General features: G+C 74.4%; 13 protein-coding genes. 4 read left to right on the forward strand and 9 right to left on the reverse strand.

The window, feature by feature from the left end; all coding sequences use genetic code 11:
- Window positions 1–714, reverse strand: a 714-nt coding sequence (locus tag NPS70_RS15535) for a glucose-6-phosphate dehydrogenase (protein ID WP_256525115.1), incomplete at its 3' end; no start/stop codon positions are given.
- A gap of 270 nt (window positions 715–984) precedes the next feature.
- On the opposite strand from NPS70_RS15535, the gene NPS70_RS15540 reads away from it, so the two are divergent.
- Window positions 985–2,172, forward strand: coding sequence for a hypothetical protein (locus NPS70_RS15540; protein WP_256524849.1), 1,188 nt, complete (start codon window positions 985–987; stop codon window positions 2,170–2,172).
- Between the two features lie 167 nt (window positions 2,173–2,339).
- Window positions 2,340–2,522, forward strand: a complete 183-nt coding sequence (locus NPS70_RS15545) for a hypothetical protein (protein ID WP_256524850.1) — start codon at window positions 2,340–2,342, stop codon at window positions 2,520–2,522.
- 88 nt (window positions 2,523–2,610) lie between these two features.
- Here NPS70_RS15545 and NPS70_RS15550 read toward each other — a convergent pair whose 3' ends face one another.
- Window positions 2,611–3,522 carry a hypothetical protein gene (locus NPS70_RS15550; RefSeq protein ID WP_256524851.1) on the reverse strand — a complete coding sequence of 304 codons (912 nt, stop codon included), beginning with the start codon at window positions 3,520–3,522 and terminating at the stop codon, window positions 2,611–2,613.
- 123 nt (window positions 3,523–3,645) lie between these two features.
- The gene (locus NPS70_RS15555) at window positions 3,646–4,119 is read right to left on the reverse strand and encodes a VOC family protein (protein WP_256524852.1); all 474 of its coding nucleotides are present in this window, start codon (window positions 4,117–4,119) and stop codon (window positions 3,646–3,648) included.
- A 209-nt stretch (window positions 4,120–4,328) separates the two neighbouring features.
- Between NPS70_RS15555 and NPS70_RS15560 the strand changes: the two genes are divergently transcribed.
- Window positions 4,329–6,749: a SpoIIE family protein phosphatase gene (locus tag NPS70_RS15560; RefSeq protein ID WP_256524853.1), complete on the forward strand. Its 2,421-nt coding sequence runs from the start codon at window positions 4,329–4,331 to the stop codon at window positions 6,747–6,749.
- Between the two features lie 59 nt (window positions 6,750–6,808).
- On the opposite strand, the gene NPS70_RS15565 is transcribed toward NPS70_RS15560, so the two are convergent.
- Complete coding sequence (locus NPS70_RS15565; protein ID WP_256524854.1) at window positions 6,809–7,177, reverse strand: hypothetical protein; 369 nt, start codon at window positions 7,175–7,177, stop codon at window positions 6,809–6,811.
- Between the two features lie 308 nt (window positions 7,178–7,485).
- On the opposite strand from NPS70_RS15565, the gene NPS70_RS15570 reads away from it, so the two are divergent.
- Complete coding sequence (locus NPS70_RS15570; protein WP_256524855.1) at window positions 7,486–8,412, forward strand: glutamate ABC transporter substrate-binding protein; 927 nt, start codon at window positions 7,486–7,488, stop codon at window positions 8,410–8,412.
- A gap of 177 nt (window positions 8,413–8,589) precedes the next feature.
- Here NPS70_RS15570 and NPS70_RS15575 read toward each other — a convergent pair whose 3' ends face one another.
- The 5 genes from NPS70_RS15575 to NPS70_RS15595 all read right to left on the reverse strand — a co-directional run bounded on the left by NPS70_RS15575 (window position 8,590) and on the right by NPS70_RS15595 (window position 16,317).
- Window positions 8,590–10,809: an NADP-dependent isocitrate dehydrogenase gene (locus NPS70_RS15575; protein WP_256524856.1), complete on the reverse strand. Its 2,220-nt coding sequence runs from the start codon at window positions 10,807–10,809 to the stop codon at window positions 8,590–8,592.
- Between the two features lie 115 nt (window positions 10,810–10,924).
- On the reverse strand, window positions 10,925–11,854 hold the full coding sequence (locus tag NPS70_RS15580; protein ID WP_256524857.1) for a carbohydrate ABC transporter permease: 930 nt from the start codon (window positions 11,852–11,854) through the stop codon (window positions 10,925–10,927).
- Window positions 11,851–13,209, reverse strand: coding sequence for an ABC transporter permease subunit (locus tag NPS70_RS15585; RefSeq protein WP_256524858.1), 1,359 nt, complete (start codon window positions 13,207–13,209; stop codon window positions 11,851–11,853). Before NPS70_RS15585 ends, NPS70_RS15580 begins: the two co-directional genes overlap by 4 nt.
- A 12-nt stretch (window positions 13,210–13,221) precedes the next feature.
- Window positions 13,222–14,553, reverse strand: a complete 1,332-nt coding sequence (locus tag NPS70_RS15590) for an ABC transporter substrate-binding protein (protein ID WP_256524859.1) — start codon at window positions 14,551–14,553, stop codon at window positions 13,222–13,224.
- 90 nt (window positions 14,554–14,643) lie between these two features.
- Window positions 14,644–16,317 (reverse strand): glycoside hydrolase family 13 protein, encoded by a 1,674-nt coding sequence (locus NPS70_RS15595; RefSeq protein WP_256524860.1) that lies wholly within the window; start codon window positions 16,315–16,317, stop codon window positions 14,644–14,646.
- Window positions 16,318–16,438: the final 121 nt, after the last annotated feature.

Genomic DNA, 16,438 nt, shown 5'->3' on the forward strand with positions numbered 1-16,438 from the left:
CGTGATCTGCACGTGGTCGACGTAGGACCGGTTCCAGACCGGCTCGAAGAGGGTGTTGGCGAAGCGCAGCGCCAGGATGTTCTGGACGGTCTCCTTGCCGAGGTAGTGGTCGATCCGGAAGACCTCGTCCGAGGGGAAGACCTCGTGCACGACCCGGCCCAGCTCCCTCGCGGACCCCAGGTCGTGCCCGAAGGGCTTCTCGATGACGGCGCGGCGCCAGGAACCCTCGGGCGGGTCGGCCAGCCCGTGCTCCTTGAGCTGCCGGACGACCGTGGGGAAGAACTTCGGCGGCACCGACAGGTAGAAGGCGAAGTTGCCGCCGGTGCCCTGCGCGGCGTCCAGCTCCTCCACGGTCGTGCGCAACCGCTCGAAGGCGGCGTCGTCGTGGAAGTCGCCCGGGACGAAGCGCATGCCCTCGGCGAGCTGGTGCCAGACCTCCTCGCGGAAGGGGGTGCGCGCGTGCTCCTTGACCGCGTCGTGGACCTCCTGGGCGAAGTCCTGGTCGGCCCAGTCCCGGCGGGCGAAACCGACCAGGGAGAAACCCGGCGGCAGCAGACCCCGGTTGGCGAGGTCGTAGACCGCGGGCATCAGCTTCTTACGGGACAGGTCGCCCGTGACGCCGAAGATGACCAGGCCCGACGGCCCCGCGATCCGCGGCAGTCTCCGGTCGAGCGCGTCCCGCAGGGGATTGGCCCAGCCGCTGTCGTCCGACATGGGGTCAGCCTCCTGGTAGGGGCGGATGCGAACGGCCACGCACCGAGCATCGCACCCCCGGCCGCGCGCGGCCGTGCGGAGCCTCGCGCCGGGGCGGCGGGAGGCTCCGGACGGCCGCCCCGCGCGGTAACCCGGTCGGCGCAGCGGCCGGGGTCCCGGATGGCGCAACGCGATCGAGTACGCACTAGTAGGAGTCAAGTGCGCACTCGAAGGCGCGCACAGTCGAAACACGGTGGACGCCTCGCGGCGTCCACGAACGGAGCCCGCGACATGACCCGCGACCCCTTCAGTACAGACACCGCCGACGACCACATACTCCGGACCGGACACGCGGCGACCGCGGCGGACGCAGCGGCGTCCGTCCGCTCCCCCGCGCCCTCCGCCTCCCTCTCCGACGGCCGCGCCGGGGCCGCGGACCCCGACGGGGAGACGGGGCACCGCTCCGGCACCCTCGCTGTCGCACCTCCCGAGGAGGGTGGCTCGGACTCCGGGGACACGCCGGACCCGTTCCCCGACCCCGCCGTCGGCGACACCGCCGACGGGCGGGCCGCGGAGCCCCCGGAGGACGCGGAGGGTGCGGCCCAGGACGTGGCGCCCCCGGAGGAGGGTCCCGAGGACGAACCGATCCGCACCGTGCTGTGGACCGCCGCCACGGAGCGCCCGCTCGACGAGGTCGCGGCCCTGGTCGCCCGCCTCCAGCGGACGGGGGAGGTCTCCAGCCCGGCTGACGTGGCCCTGAGGGCCGCCGCCGTCTCCCGTCCCGTGGACGAGGTGCGGCAGCTGGTCGCCCTGCTGAAGGAGTCGGGGCACGACCTCCACCAGGCCGACACGACACTGCGCGCCGCCGCCGTCGGACGCCCCGTGGACGACGTCGTCCATCTGGTGAGCATCCTCGGCACCGACGGCGGCGACCGGCCGGACGGGACCGCGGGCGGCCCGGCGGGCGGACGGCGCGCGCGGCCCTCGCGCGCGGAGCGGGCCCGGCAGAAGGCGGCCGCCACCTGGTCGCGCTCCGCGCTGGACACCGCGCTCGCCTCGGGGCCCCGCGGCCAGACGGTCTCCCCCGCGCTGCGCTCCGCGCTGCGCTGGCCCGCGGCGCTGGCGCTGTTCGTGTGCGGGGCCATCCACCTGCCCACGGACCTCGGCGCGCTGCGCTCCGGCGGCTACGCCGAGACCGCGTCCCTCGCCGTCCTGGCCCTGTGCCTGGTGTGCGCCGTGTGGCTGGCGGTGCGCGACACCTTCGTGGTCTGGGCGGCCTCCGCCGGCCTTGCCGTGGGCGTCGTCGCGCTCCACGCGCTGGCCGGGGCGGGTGCGGTCGGCCTGCTCGACAGCAGCCTCGGCTCCGCGTTCGCCTGGGCCGAGGCGGCGGCCGTGCTCGGTGCGGCGGCGACGGTCGGCCTCGCCTGCACGGCCATGGTGCGCTCGCGCGGGCGGTCCGGCGGGGCCACCGGCGCCTGAGCGGCCGGCACCGCGGCGGTGCCCGGGCGGCGGTCGGCCGCCCGGGCACCGGGCCGCTCACGCACGCCGTGCACCAGGGGCGGCGGACGCCCCGGGAGCCCCCTGTGTTGCGGCGCCGCTGCGGGGTACGGGTCCGGAAAGGCACGAATGTACCGAGGAGGTGCTCCATGGAACACGGCAGCAACCGGGTGAGCCCGCACAAGGACGACGCGATGAAGCACGAGGTGGAGGGATACCTGCGCGCCCGGCAGCAGCACACGCGCCCGGAGCAGGCGGGGGACCCCGAGCCCGGGGCCGACGACGCCGCCCCCGAGGGGCCGGGCACCCGTCGGTCCCGTTCCGGCGGGTGACCGTCCCGGTCGCAGCGGTGCCGCGTGCCGAGGGGCGCGCGGCACCGCCTTCCGTGCGGCAAGCGGGGCTCCGCGGGACGCGTGCCGCTCACCGGGGGCGCGGCGCGGGGGCCAGGCGCTCCGCGCGCAGGGCCGCCTCGTCCGCCCGCGCACGTGCCTCCGCCGCGTCCGTGGCGGCGGCCCGGGCACGGTCGCGGGCCTCCTCCGCCGCAGTCTGCCTGGCCCGCAGGGTCTCCCGGGCACGCGCCAGCTGATCGGCCAGGGACTCCGCGCGGGCCGCGGCGTCCCGGACGGCCTCCTGCGCCCGCTCCGCCGCGAGGGCGGCGGCCTGCTGCTCACGGGCGCTGCGCCGGGCGGTGCGCAGGGCCGCCTCCGCCGCACGGCGCGCGGCCTCCCCCGCCGCCCGCTCCGCCGCGCTCTCCCGGGGCTCGGCAGGCCCCGGGCGCAGGGGACGGGAGCCGGCATCCTCGGCCCGCCCCCCGGGGGGCGGCCGCCGGGCCGGCGCCGCGGCGAGGTCCACGGTGGCGGCGGTGAACCCGACGGGCTCCGTGAGCGGGCGCGCCATGTGCCCGTCGGCCCACTCCCGGGCGGCCTCGGGATCGGCGAGCACGACATGGACGGTCGCCTCGATCTCGTGCAGGGCCGCGTCCCCGAGGGGGTGGCCACGCTCCGCCGCCAGGTCCGCCGCGCGGCGCGCGAGGGCAGCCACCACCTGGTGGCGGCGGCTGCCCAGCTCCCTGAGCCGGGCGGCGTCGAGGGTGCGGTGGGCCTCGCGCAGCGCCTCGCCCAGGTGGAGCACGGCCTGCACGGCCTCGGCGTCGTGCCGGACCAGGAGGTTGCCCGCCCAGGCGGAGAGCGTGGGGCGGCGCAGCGTCCTGATCCGGTCGGCGACGTCCCGGTGCCCGGCCTCCCGGGCGGCGGTCGCCGCCGCGTTGCGGGCCTCGGTGAAGTCCTGCGGAGCGAGCTCGTACAGCTCGTCGAGGACACCGTGCAGTTCCACCGCTCCTCCTCGGGTGCCGCCCCCGGCTGCCCCGTCCAGCATGGCGCACCCCGCCCCCGGGGACACCCGGGAACGGGCTGCCCCCGCGCGGGACGGGGCACGCGCGACTCCCGGCACGGCGCGTCAGGCCGCGTCGGCGGCCGCCCGCAGTGCCGCCACGTCCAGCCTGGACATCCGGAGCATCGCGGCCATGGCGCGCTGGGCGCGGGCCGGGTCGGGGTCGGCGAGGAGCTCCCCGAGGACGGCCGGGACGATCTGCCAGGAGAGCCCGTACCGGTCCTTCACCCAGCCGCACGGCCCCTCCCTGCCGCCCTCCGAGAGCCTGGTCCAGTAGTAGTCCACCTCGGCCTGGTCGGCGCAGTCCACGAGGAAGGACACGGCCTCGTCGAAGGTGAACTCCGGGCCGCCGTTGATGGCGGTGAACGGCTTGCCGTCGAGTTCGAAGTCCACGGTGAGCACCGTCCCCGCCGCCCGCGGGCCGGCCTCGCCGTAGTGGGACACGTGCGTGATCCGCGAGTTCGGGAAGACCGAGACGTAGAACTCGGCGGCCTCCTCTCCCCGGGTGTCGAACCAGAGGTTGGGTGTGATGGCGGGCATGGTGCGCTCCTTGCCTCGTCTGCCGTCCGGACGTCCGCGGGCGCCCGGGGCGTGCGTCCGACGCCCCGGCAGGGCCGCGGGCGGCGGGGGCGGCCCCGAGGCCCCACGGTAGGAGGACCGCGGCGGGGGCGGGAACTCATCGGGCGCGTCCGGACCTCCCGGGAGCGGCCCGCGTGCGGGGCGGGGGCGGAGCGGCCAGGATGGAAGCGATGACCGGATCGGCGACCTTCATGAACGAGAACCCGGAGGACCCTTTCTCACCGCGCCGGGCCGTCTCCGCGGTACTCGACCCGCACGGACGGATCACCGGCTGGAGCGAGCGGGCGGAGTCCGTGCTGGGGCGCCCGGCCCGCGAGGTGCTGGGCCGCGTGGCCGCCGGTGTGCTGGTCGCCCCCGGGGACCGCGCCGCGGTGGACGAGGCGGTCGCCGCGTGCGTGAAGCAGGGCGGCTGGTCCGGGGTCCTGCCGCTGCGGGCGGGGGACGGGCGCAGAAGGTGGTTCGGCCTGCGGGTCTGGCCTCTGGAGCGGTCGGGCGGACTGACCGAGTGGCTGGTCACGGGCGCCCCGGCCGCCGCGGTCGGTCAGTGGGAGATCGACCGCTCGGTGGTGGACGGACTGTTCAGCCGCTCCCCCATCGGTCTTGCGGTGCACGCCCCGGACCTGCGCATCCTGCGGATCAACCGCGCCGTCGCCGGCATCGGCGGGATCCGGGCCGAGGACGCCCGGGGCGCCCGGATCGGGGACTTCCTGGTGGCCGGTGACGCGGAGACCATCGAGGCGAGACTGCGGCAGGTGCTGGAGACCGGGGAGCCGCTGATCTTCACCGAGCAGCCCTGCCGCCTGCTGACCGAGCCGTCCAGGGAGCGCCTCGTCGCCGTGTCGGCCTTCCGGATGGAGGACGCCGACGGCCGGGTCCTGGGGGTGACGCAGCTGGTGGAGGACGTCACCGACCGCCACCGGGCCCGGCGCAGGCTGGCGCTGCTGAGCGCGGCCGGAGCGGGCATCGGCACGACGCTCGACGTGGCGACGACCGCGGACGAGCTGGCGTCCGCCGCCGTGCCGGGTATCGCGGACCACGCGTCGGTGGACCTGCTGGAGCAGGTCAGCCGGGGGGAGGAGCCGGTCGCCGACGGGGGCGGCGGGCCGGTGCGCAGAACGGCGCTGCACGGCGTGCTGCCGGCGCCGGACCGGTCGGCCCTGCGGATCGGCGCCCTGAACACCTTCCCGCCCGACTCGCCGCAGGGGCGCTGCCTGGCGACGGGCCGCGCGGTGCTGGAGCCGGTGGTCGGCGACGGGGGCCCGCCCGCGGCGGGCCGGGGTCTGCCACGGGGCGCGCACTCGCTGGTGGTGGTCCCGCTCACCGCGCGGGGCCTGGTGCTCGGCTGCATGAGCCTGTGGCGGTCGCGGCTGCCGGAGCCCTTCGAGGAGGACGACCTGACGCTCGCGGGGGAGCTCGCGGCCCGGGCCGCCGTGTCGATCGACAACGCGCGCCGCTTCACCCAGCAGCGCCGCACCGCCCGGGCGCTCCAGCGGCGGCTGCTGCCCCGGGAGTTCCCCGCGCACCCCGCAGTGGTCGTGGCCCACCGCTATGTGCCCGCCGGGGGCGCGGCCGGGGTCGGCGGCGACTGGTTCGACGTGATCCCGCTCTCGGGTGCGAGGGTCGCCCTCGTCGTCGGGGACGTGGTCGGCCACGGCATCGACGCCGCGGCCACCATGGGGCGGCTGCGCACCGCGGTGCACACACTGGCCGACCTGGATCTGGAGCCGGACGAGGTGCTGTCCCATCTGGACGACCTCGTGACGCGGCTCGCGGGCGAGCAGGAGGCCGACGGGGAGGGGCCCGGTGAGCAGGTGGTGGGCGCCACCTGCCTGTACGCGGTCTACGACCCGGTGACCCGGCAGCTGTGCGCGGCGAGGGCGGGGCATCCTCCGCCGGTGGTGGTCAGCCCCGGTGGAGCGGTGGAGCTGCCCGAGCTGCCCGCGGGCCCGCCGCTCGGCCTCGGCGGGCTGCCCTTCGAGGCCGCGGAGACGGCCCTGCCGGAGGGCAGCCTCCTGGCGCTGTACACCAACGGGCTGGTGGACGGCGACCACCACGACCTGGGCGACGGCATCGCCCGGCTGTGCCGCACCGTCGCGCTGCCGGGGCGGAGTCTGGAGCAGACCGCCCAGGAGGTCCTCGACGCACTGCTGCCGGCCCGTCCCTCCGACGACGTGGCACTGCTGCTCGCGCGGACCAGGACGCTCGCCCCGGAGCTGGTGGCCACCTGGGAGCTGGCTGCCGAGGCCACGGCCCCCTCACGCGCCCGGCAGCTCACCGCCGAGCGGCTCGCCGCGTGGGGTCTGGAGGAGCTCGCCTTCACCACGGAGCTGATCGTGAGCGAGCTGGTCACCAACGCCTACCGGTACGCGGGAGGGCCGGTGACCCTGCGGCTGATCCACCACCACCGGCTGATCTGCGAGGTCGGCGACCCCAGCAGCACCTCGCCCCATCTGCGGCGCGCCCGCACCACCGACGAGGGCGGGCGTGGGCTGCTGCTGGTGGCGCAGCTGGCGGAACGCTGGGGGACGCGGCACTCCCGCGGCGGCAAGACGGTCTGGACCGAGCAGCGCCTCCCGGGACACCGGGACTGACCGGCCCGGACCCCCGAGGGCCGGGCGGAGGAGCGAGGCGGGGCCCGGGGGAGGGCCCGTCACACCGGTGCCGCCACCCCGGCCACCCCGGCGACCGCCTCGTCCCGGCACGCGAGGACACGCAGTCCGGTGCCGTCCGTGCCGGCCTCCAGCAGACGCCGGGTGGCGCGCTCGTGCGCGACGAGGGACAGGGGCACCCGCCCGTGCTCGCACAGCCGGTGCGCCCGCAGTACCGCACTGAGCGCCGCGGCGCTGACGACCCGGGTCCGCAGCTCGATCACCACCGCGCGCGGCAGGTACGTGCGCACGAGCTCCGCGAAGCCCTGCGACACCGCGGCCCGGTCGCCGATCACGACGTCGCCGTGGAGGGTGACGACCAGGACGCCGCGGTCGAGCATGTGGGTGAACACCATGAACCATCCGATCACGGGGTTGATTTCAGGATTTGCCCCATTTAGGGGCTCGACTGCCGCCGCCGCAACACGCCACACCACAGGGCCCGCGAACAGACCGGTCGCCGCAGGTGGGGCAGTGCCGCAGGGTCTCCCGGACGTATCCGGAACGTGATGCTCAATTTCAGCTCAGATCTGGTGACGATGCGACACGGCGGTCCCTAAGGTGCTCGGAATCGGGGGCGGCGCAGCAGGGGGAGCCGTGCGCCCGGTGTCGCAGCAGCTCTCGGGGACCACAAGTCCCCGCTGCTCACCCGCACGTTCGGAACGAAGGAAGTCGCACCATGAAGCCCTGCAAGTCGGCCGCGTACGCGACGGTCGCCGCGCTCGCGGTCACCCTCACCGCCACCTCGTGCAGCTCGGACACCGCGTCCGAGAGCGGCGGCCCCTCGGCCAGCAGCGCTCCCTCCGTGGACCGCCCCCGGCTGCCGACCTACAAGGTGGCCACCGGGGTCTCGATCGACTCCCCCACGCTGACCAGGGCGCAGAAGGCCGGGAAGCTGGTGGTCGGCGTCAAGAACGACCAGCCGTACCTGGGCTTCCAGGACGACACCGGGAACCGGTCCGGCTTCGACATCGAGATCGCCAAGATGGTCGCGGCGGACCTCGGGTTCCCCGCCCGGATGATCGAGTTCAAGACCATCGACACCAGCAGCCGCGAGGCGGCCATCGCCGCCGGCGAGGTGGACCTGTACGTCGGCACGTACACGATCAACGACGAACGGAAGAAGAAGGTCGGATTCTCCGGCCCCTACTACATGGCCGGAGCGGACCTGCTCGTCCGCAAGGACGACCGCACCATCGGCGGCCCCTACTCCCTGCGGGGCAAGACCGTCTGCTCGGTGAAGGGCGCGACCGCGCTGCGGGAGATCCAGCGCGAGGAGTACCGCACCACGACGGTGGAGACCGAGAAGTACTCGCAGTGCGTGCAGAAGCTGCTGGACGGCGAGGTGGACGCGGTGACCACCGACGACGCCATCCTCAAGGGCTACGCGGCGCAGACGCCCGACCGGCTCAAGGTGGTGGGCAACCCCTTCACCGAGGAGCCCTACGGCATCGGCATGGACCGCGAGGACGACGCCCTGCGCGACGCGGTCAACGACGCGCTGGAGGAGCACGACGCCAACGGGGACCAGGAGAAGGCGTACGACGCGACCCTCGGACTCTCCGGGTCGAAGTACGAGGGCGCTCCCGTCGTCGACCGCTACTGAGCACCCGGCCGCGCGGGCCCCGCGCGGGAGGGAGCCGTCCGGAAGGGCGGCGTCCTCCCACGCGGGGCCCGTCCGCGTGCCGGGGGCGCGGGGCGCACCGGCCCGGGCCCGCTGTGCCCGGACGGCCCGGGCGCCGTGCGCCCCCGGCCGGCCGGGCCGGCCGGGGGCGGCGGTTCCTCAGGCCAGCGAGGCGATGGCCTGGTTCAGCGTGGCGGACGGACGCATCACGGCGGAGGCCTTGGCGGCGTCCGGCTGGTAGTAGCCGCCGATGTCGGCCGGGGAGCCCTGGACGGCGATCAGCTCGCCGACGATGGCCTCCTCCTGCTCGGCCAGCGTCTTGGCGAGTGCGTCGAAGGACTGGGCCAGCTGCACGTCCTCGGTCTGCGCGGCCAGTTCCTGCGCCCAGTACAGGGCCAGGTAGAAGTGGCTGCCGCGGTTGTCGATCCCGCCCAGGCGACGGCTCGGGGACTTGTCCTCGTTGAGGAAGGTGCCCGTGGCGCGGTCCAGGGTGTCGGCGAGGACCTGCGCACGGGCGTTGCCCGTGGTGGTGGCGAGGTGCTCGAAGCTGACGGCCAGGGCGAGGAACTCGCCGAGGCTGTCCCAGCGGAGGTAGTTCTCCTTGACGAGCTGCTGGACGTGCTTCGGCGCGGAGCCGCCCGCGCCGGTCTCGAACAGGCCGCCGCCGTTCATCAGCGGGACGACCGACAGCATCTTGGCGCTGGTGCCCAGCTCCAGGATGGGGAAGAGGTCGGTCAGGTAGTCGCGCAGCACGTTGCCGGTGACGGAGATGGTGTTCTCGCCCCGGCGGATGCGCTCCACGGACAGCCTGGCGGCCTCGACCGGGGCGAGGATGCGGATGTCCAGGCCCTCGGTGTCGTGCTCCGGCAGGTACTGCTCGATCTTGGCGATGAGCCGGGCGTCGTGCGCGCGCTCGGCGTCCAGCCAGAACACGGCCGGGTCGCCGGTGGCGCGGGCACGGGTCACGGCCAGCTTGACCCAGTCGCGGATGGGCGCGTCCTTGGTCTGGCAGGCGCGGAAGATGTCGCCGGCGGAGACCGTCTGCTCCAGGACCGCGTTGCCGGCCTGGTCGACGAGGCGGACGGTGCCGGTGACCGGGATCTCGAAGGTCTTGTCGTGGCTGCCGTACTCCTCGGCCTTCTGCGCCATCAGGCCCACGTTGGGGACGGTGCCCATGGTGGCGGGGTCGTAGGCGCCGTTGGCGCGGCAGTCCTCGATGACGGCCTGGTAGACGCCCGCGTAGCTGCTGTCCGGCAGGACGGCGAGGGTGTCGGCCTCCTGGCCGTCGGGGCCCCACATGTGGCCGGAGGTGCGGATCATCGCGGGCATGGAGGCGTCGACGATGACGTCGCTGGGCACGTGCAGGTTGGTGATGCCCCGGTCGGAGTCGACCATGGCGAGCGCCGGGCCGCCGGCGAGTTCCGCGTCGAAGGAGGCCTTGATCTCGGCGCCCTCGGGCAGGGACTCCAGGCCCTTGTAGATGCCGCCGAGGCCGTCGTTGGGGGTGAGCCCGGCCTTGGCCAGGACCTCGCCGTAGCGGGCGAAGGTCTCGGGGAAGAAGGCGCGCACGACGTGGCCGAAGACGATCGGGTCGGAGACCTTCATCATCGTGGCCTTGAGGTGCACGGAGAACAGCACGCCCTCGGCCTTGGCACGGGCGACCTGGGCGGTGAGGAACTCGCGCAGGGCGGCGACGCGCATGACGGAGGCGTCCACGACCTCACCCGCGAGCACCGGTACCGACTCGCGGAGCACGGTGGTGGAGCCGTCGTCGCCCTTGAGCTCGATGCGCAGGGAGCCGTCCTCGGCGATGACCGCGGACTTCTCGGTGGAGCGGAAGTCGTCGGCGCCCATGGTGGCGACGTTGGTCCTGGAGTCCGCGCTCCAGGCGCCCATGCGGTGGGGGTGCGCCTTGGCGTAGTTCTTGACCGAGGCGGGGGCGCGGCGGTCGGAGTTGCCCTCGCGCAGGACCGGGTTGACGGCGCTGCCCTTGACCTTGTCGTAGCGGGCGCGGATCTCCCGCTCCTCGTCGGTCTTCGGGTCGTCCGGGTAGGCGGGCAGCGCGTAGCCCTGCTCCTGGAGCTCGGCGACCGCGGTCTTCAGCTGCGGGATGGAGGCCGAGATGTTGGGCAGCTTGATGATGTTCGCCGCCGGCGTCTTGGCCAGCTCGCCGAGCTCGGCGAGGGCGTCCGGGATGCGCTGGTCCTCCTGGAGGTACTCCGGGAACTGCGAGATGATCCGCCCCGCGAGCGAGATGTCCCGGGTCTCCACGGTGACACCGGCCGTCGACGCGTACGCCTGGATCACAGGGAGGAACGAGTGCGTCGCCAGGGCGGGCGCCTCGTCGGTGTGCGTATAGATGATGGTCGAGTCAGTCACCTGGTGCTCCGCTCTCCACGTCTGCAACATTGCTCGACATCAAGATATCTCGTGACCGGGCCGTGTTCGAACGCGGCCCGCCCCCGTGGTGCGGGCCGCGTCCGGGGCGCCCGGGCTACTTCACGGACCCGGCCATGACGCCCTGCACGAAGTGGCGCTGGAAGGCGAAGAAGACCACCAGCGGCACCACGAGCGAGAGGAAGGCACCGGGGGCCAGTACGCCGATGTTGCTCCCGAACTGGCGCATCTGGGACTGCAGCGCGACGGTCAGCGGCTGGGCGGAGCTGTCGGCGAACAGCAGGGCGACCAGCATGTCGTTCCACACCCACAGGAACTGGAAGATGGCCAGGCTGGCGAGGGCGGGACGGCCGAGCGGGAGCACCAGCCGGGTGAAGATCCGCCACTCGCCCCCGCCGTCCATCCGCGCCGCCTCCAGCATCTCGCGGGGGATCTCCGCGAAGTAGTTCCGCAGCAGGAAGACCGCGAACGGCAGGCCGTAGGCCACGTGGAACAGCACCACCCCGGTCACCGTGCCGAACAGGCCGACCGCGCCGAAGAGCTTCGCCACGGGAAGCAGCCCGATCTGCACGGGGACCACCAGCAGCCCGACGACCACGAGGAAGATCGCGTCCCGGCCGGGGAAGTCCAGCCAGGCGAAGGCGTAGCCGGCGAGCGCGGCGAAGCCGACGACGAGCACGGTGGTGGGGACGGAGATCAGCACCGTGTTCCAGAAGGCGTCCACCAGCCCCCCGTCGGCGAACAGGGCCGTGTAGTTCTCCAGCGACAGCCGGGACGGGTCGCTGAAGGCGGTCCACCAGCCGGTGGAGGCGTTGTCGCCCTCCGGGCGCAGCGAGGACAGGAACAGTCCGGCGAGCGGGGTGATCCACACCAGGGCGGTGAGGACGAGCACGCACTGCACTGCGGTGCGCCCGAGCAGGCGCGACGCCCGGCGGGCGCGCGGCGGGCGCCCGCGGCGCGGGGCGGCGGTGGTGGGGCGGGGCCCGGCGGGCGGCGCGCTGGGGGCGGCGGTGGTGGGGCCGCTCATCCTCGGCTCCTTCTGAATCGGCGGACGTTGACGACCATGGCCGGGATCACCAGCAGCAGGAGCAGGACGCTCAGCGCGCTGCCGAGCCCCTGGTCGTTGCCGCCGCCGAAGGAGACCAGCCACATCCGGGTGGCGAGGACTCCGGCCTCCTCCTGGACGGGCCCGGGCGCGATGATCCACACGAGGTCGAAGACCTTCATCACGTTGATCACCAGGGTGACGAAGACCACGGTCAGCACGGGGGCGAGGAGCGGCACGGTGATCTTGCGGAAGATCTGGCCCTCGCTCGCCCCGTCCATCCGCGCCGCCTCCAGTGCGTCCCGGGGGATCGCGGCGAGCCCGGCGCCGATCAGCACCATGGCGAAGCCGGTCCACACCCACAGGTAGGCGCCGATGATCGCCGGGGTGACCAGTGCGGGGCCGAGCCAGTCGACGCCCTGGTAGGGGGCGGCGAAGTTCGCGGCGGGCAGCCGCAGGGTGTAGGAGCCCTCGGCGAGGTCCGGGAAGCGGAAGGAGCCGTCGGGCCCCGTCACCGCGGTGGCGACCGCCGAGCCGTCGGCGACGGCCTCGACCCTCACGCCGGGCAGCCCCTTCTCGCCCGGGTCGATCCTGCCCTGCTCCCCGCCCCCGCCGGGGGCGAAGTCGAGCCACACGGTGCCCCCGACCTCGCCCGGGCCGGGCGCGGGCGCCGCCGAGGCCTCCCCGGCGTCGGCGGGCAGGGCGCCGGGGGCCACGCCCACGAGTCCGAGGAGGGCGCCCTCCCCCGCCCCGTGGGTGCGGTCGGTGGTGTACGGCCCGCCGACCGGGCCGCTGACTCCCTGGCCGGTGCGGGCACGGGCGGTCGGGTAGGGGGCGGGTTCCTCGAAGGAGCCGTGGACGCCGGTGACGACGGCGTTCAGCACGCCGCGGTCCGGGTCCTGCTCGTAGGCGAGGCGGAAGATGATCCCGGCGGCCAGGAAGGAGACGGCCATCGGGAGGAAGAGGACCAGCTTGAACGCGGTGGCCCAGCGGATCTTCTCGGTGAGGACGGCGAGGACCAGTCCGATGCCGGTGAGGAGCAGCGGGGCCACCACCACCCAGACGGTGCTGTTGCGCAGCGCGGTGAGGGTGGCGGGGTCGCGGAAGATCTCGGCGTAGTTGGCGGCTCCGACGAAGCGGTCGCCGTCGGCGTCGAAGAGGCTGCGGCCGACGGAGAAGACGACCGGGTAGACGACGAGGGCCCCGAGCAGGAGCAGGGCGGGCAGGACGAAGGCGACGGCGAGCAGCCGGCGACGGCGCTGGGCGCGGCGCCGGGGGTTCGCCCCCGCGGCGCCCCGCCGCGCGGTGGCGGCGGGGCGGGTGTGGGTGTGGGCCATGGCGCGGGTGCCTCAGTCCTTGTACGCCTTGGCGGCTGCCGCCTCCAGCGAGGCGGCCGTGGCGGCCGGGTCGGAGGGGTCGCGCAGGAAGTCCTGGAGGATCTTCCACTCCCCCGCGCCCTTGGTGCCGCCGAAGGCGGCCGGGGCCTGGTCCGACATGTCGAAGCGGACGGTGTCGCCCGCGGCGACGAGGGACTCGGCGGTCTGGCGGGCCGTCTCGTCGGCGTAGGCCCCGAGGCCGACCTCCTTGTGGGGCGACAGGAAGCCGCCCGCCTCGGCCCAGACCTCGGCGGCCTCGGGGGTGGCGAGGAACTCCAGGAGTTTCATCCCCGCGTCGGCGTTCCTGCCTTCCTTCAGCACCACGGCCGCGTCCCCGCCGCTGACCACGGGGGCCTTGCCGCCGTCGACGGCGGGGAAGGGGAAGAAGAGGGCGTCCTCACCGGGCGACCGTCCGAACTCGTCGCGGGCGACGCCTCCGACGAAGTCCCCCTCGTACACCATGCCCGCGCTCGGCCGGGGGCCGAAGACCTGCTCGACGGAGCCCGGGAAGTCGGTGCGCAGGGCGCCCTGGGCGCCGCCCGCGACCAGCTGCTCGTCGCCGAAGACCTCGCCGAGGGTGGTCAGGGCCCGCACGACGCTCGCGTCGGTCCAGGGGATCTCGTGCCGGGCCAGCCGGTCGTACTTCTCCGGGCCCGCCTGGGAGAGGTAGATGTTCTCGAACCAGTCGGTGAGCGTCCAGCCGTCCTGGCCCGCTATCGCGAAGGCGGGGCGGCCGGAGTCGGCGAGGGTGCGCCCGGTGGTGAGCAGCTCCTCGAAGCTGGTGGGCTCGGAGACGCCGGCCTGGGTGAAGGCCTCGGGGTCGTACCAGACCGTCGACTTGTGGGCGGCCTTGAAGTAGAGGCCGTAGTAGGTGCCCCCGACGGTGCCGTAGTCCTTCCAGACCGGGGCGAAGCCGGAGTCCGCGGCCTGCTCCGTCTTCTCGGACAGGGGCAGGAGCCAGCCCTGCTCGGCGAACTGCTTCAGCACGCCGACCTGGGGGACCATCACGACGTCCGGGGCGTTGCCGCCCTCGATCTTGGAGCCGACGAAGGTCGAGACGTTGTCGCCGGAGGGCACGAAGACGGTCTTGGCTCCGGTCTTCTCGCTGAAGGCGTCGAGCACCTTGGTGAAGTTCTTCTGCTCGCTGCCGGTCCACACGCCGGCGACCGTGACGGTCGTGCCGTCGAGTTCGCCGCCGGAGGCGGGAGCCGCGTCGCCGCCGCAGGCGGTGGCGGTGAGGGCCAGGGTGAGGACTGCCGCGGACGCCGCGGCGGCGCGGCGGGGTGTGGCGGAGGGTCGTCGCATGGTGGGTCCTTCCGGGGTGCTGTCGGGTGGTCGGTCTCGGGGCGGGGTCGGGGTCCGCGCGGGGTCGGGTTCCGCGCGGGACCGGGGCCGTCAGGAGTGGTCGGCGGCCCACCAGGCGGCGGTGGAGCCGGGCAGGGTGCCGTCGGGGCAGGGCCCGCTGGACAGCAGCGGGGTCCCGGCGGCGGGGGCGGGTACGGGGTCGGTGCCGAAGTTGACGGCGCAGACCAGGCCGTCGCCCCGGGTCATGGCGAGGACCCCCGGCGGGGCGTCCAGCCAGCGGAGCGTGCCTTCGCCGAGCTGCGGCAGGCACCGGCGCAACTGGAGTCCCTCGCGGTAGAGGTGCCAGAAGGAGCGGGTGTCGGCCAGGGCCCGGTCGGTGGCGTGCGCGGCGAACCACTCGGGCTGCGGCAGCCAGGGCCTCGCTCCGGCCTCGCCCTGGCTGAAGCCGAACGGGGACGCGTGGCCGGACCAGGGCAGCGGGACGCGGCACCCGTCGCGGATGTGCTTGCGGCTGCCGGTGCGCCGGAAGATCGGGTCGGTGAGGACCTCGTCGGGCAGGTCGAGCACCTCCGGCAAGCCGAGCTCCTCGCCCTGGTAGACGTAGGCGGCACCGGGCAGGGCCAGCATCAGCAGGGCCGCCGCGCGGGCCCGTGCCGAGCCGAGGCCGCTCGCCTCGACACCGGGCTCCCCGGCGTAGCGGGTGACGGTGCGCACCTGGTCGTGGTTGTTGAGGACCCAGGTGACGGTGGAGCCGGTGCCGGCGATGTCGCGGACGGCCTCGTCGATGACGCCCCGGAAGGCGGCGGCGTCCCAGGGGGCGCTGAGCAGGTCGAAGAAGAACGCCTGGTGGAGCTCGTCGGCGCGGACGTAGTCGGCGTGTTCGCGGGCGGTGGGGACGGAGACCTCGCCGACCAGCAGCCGCTCGTGTCCGTCGCGGGCGGTGTACTCCTCGCACACGGCGCGCCAGCGGCGCCAGACCCCGTGGACCTCGGGCTGGTTCCAGGCGAGGGGGTTGACGGAGTCCCGGGTGCGCTCGTCGGCCCCGGGGTCGTCGGAGTCGGGCAGCCCGGGGTGCTTGAACAGGCCGGCGGCCACGTCGATGCGGAAGCCGTCCGCGCCACGGTCGAGCCAGAAGCGCAGCACCTCCTCGAAGTCGTCGCCGACGCGGGGGTCGCGCCAGTTGAGGTCGGGCTGCTCGGGGGTGAACAGGTGCAGGTACCACTCCCCGGGGCCGCCGTCGGCGGTGGTGGTGCGGCTCCAGGCCGGTCCGCCGAACATGGCGCGCCAGTTGTTCGGGGGCTCGCCGCCGTCGGGGCCGCGTCCGGGGGCGAAGTGGAAACGGGAGCGCGCGGGGCTGCCGGGGGGCGAGGCGAGCGCCTCGCGGAACCAGGGGTGCTCGCTGGAGCAGTGGTTGGGGACGATGTCGAGCAGGACCTTCAGGCCGAGGCGGTGGGCGTCGGCGACCAGGCGGTCGAACTCGGCGAGGTCGCCGTAGAGGGGGTCGACGCCGCAGTAGTCGGCGACGTCGTAGCCGTGGTCGTGCTGGGGCGAGGGGTAGAACGGGCTGAGCCAGATGCCGTCGACGCCGAGCTTCCGGAGGTAGGGCAGTCCTGCGCGGACGCCGGCCAGATCGCCGATGCCGTCCCCGGTGCTGTCGAGGAAGCTGCGGACGTAGACCTGGTAGATGACCGCGTCGCGCCACCAGCTGCCGGAGCCGGGCGCGGTCGGGGAGGGGCGGCCTGCGGCCGCAAGGGTGGTGAGCATCTCGCGTCGACCTGTTTCTGCTGGATGCGAGGGCGCCTCGATCAGGCGCGGCGTTATGCATGCATGTTAAGTAGCCATGACGTGAAGGTGTCAACGATGTGCGCAGAATCCGGGGCAAGAC

Source organism: Streptomyces sp. C10-9-1 (genome assembly GCF_024497955.1).
GTDB classification, from domain to species: Bacteria; Actinomycetota; Actinomycetes; order Streptomycetales; family Streptomycetaceae; genus Streptomyces; species Streptomyces sanyensis.

Excerpts from the sequence above, each read along its gene's own strand:
- NPS70_RS15595 (WP_256524860.1), bottom strand. The coding sequence starts at position 16,317 with ATGCTCACCACCCTTGCGGCCGCAGGCCGCCCCTCCCCGACCGCGCCC.
- NPS70_RS15585 (WP_256524858.1), bottom strand. The coding sequence starts at position 13,209 with ATGGCCCACACCCACACCCGCCCCGCCGCCACCGCGCGGCGGGGCGCC.
- NPS70_RS15560 (WP_256524853.1), top strand. The coding sequence starts at position 4,329 with ATGACCGGATCGGCGACCTTCATGAACGAGAACCCGGAGGACCCTTTC.
- NPS70_RS15545 (WP_256524850.1), top strand. The coding sequence starts at position 2,340 with ATGGAACACGGCAGCAACCGGGTGAGCCCGCACAAGGACGACGCGATG.
- NPS70_RS15570 (WP_256524855.1), top strand. The coding sequence starts at position 7,486 with ATGAAGCCCTGCAAGTCGGCCGCGTACGCGACGGTCGCCGCGCTCGCG.
- NPS70_RS15580 (WP_256524857.1), bottom strand. The coding sequence starts at position 11,854 with ATGAGCGGCCCCACCACCGCCGCCCCCAGCGCGCCGCCCGCCGGGCCC.
- NPS70_RS15540 (WP_256524849.1), top strand. The coding sequence starts at position 985 with ATGACCCGCGACCCCTTCAGTACAGACACCGCCGACGACCACATACTC.
- NPS70_RS15590 (WP_256524859.1), bottom strand. The coding sequence starts at position 14,553 with ATGCGACGACCCTCCGCCACACCCCGCCGCGCCGCCGCGGCGTCCGCG.
- NPS70_RS15555 (WP_256524852.1), bottom strand. The coding sequence starts at position 4,119 with ATGCCCGCCATCACACCCAACCTCTGGTTCGACACCCGGGGAGAGGAG.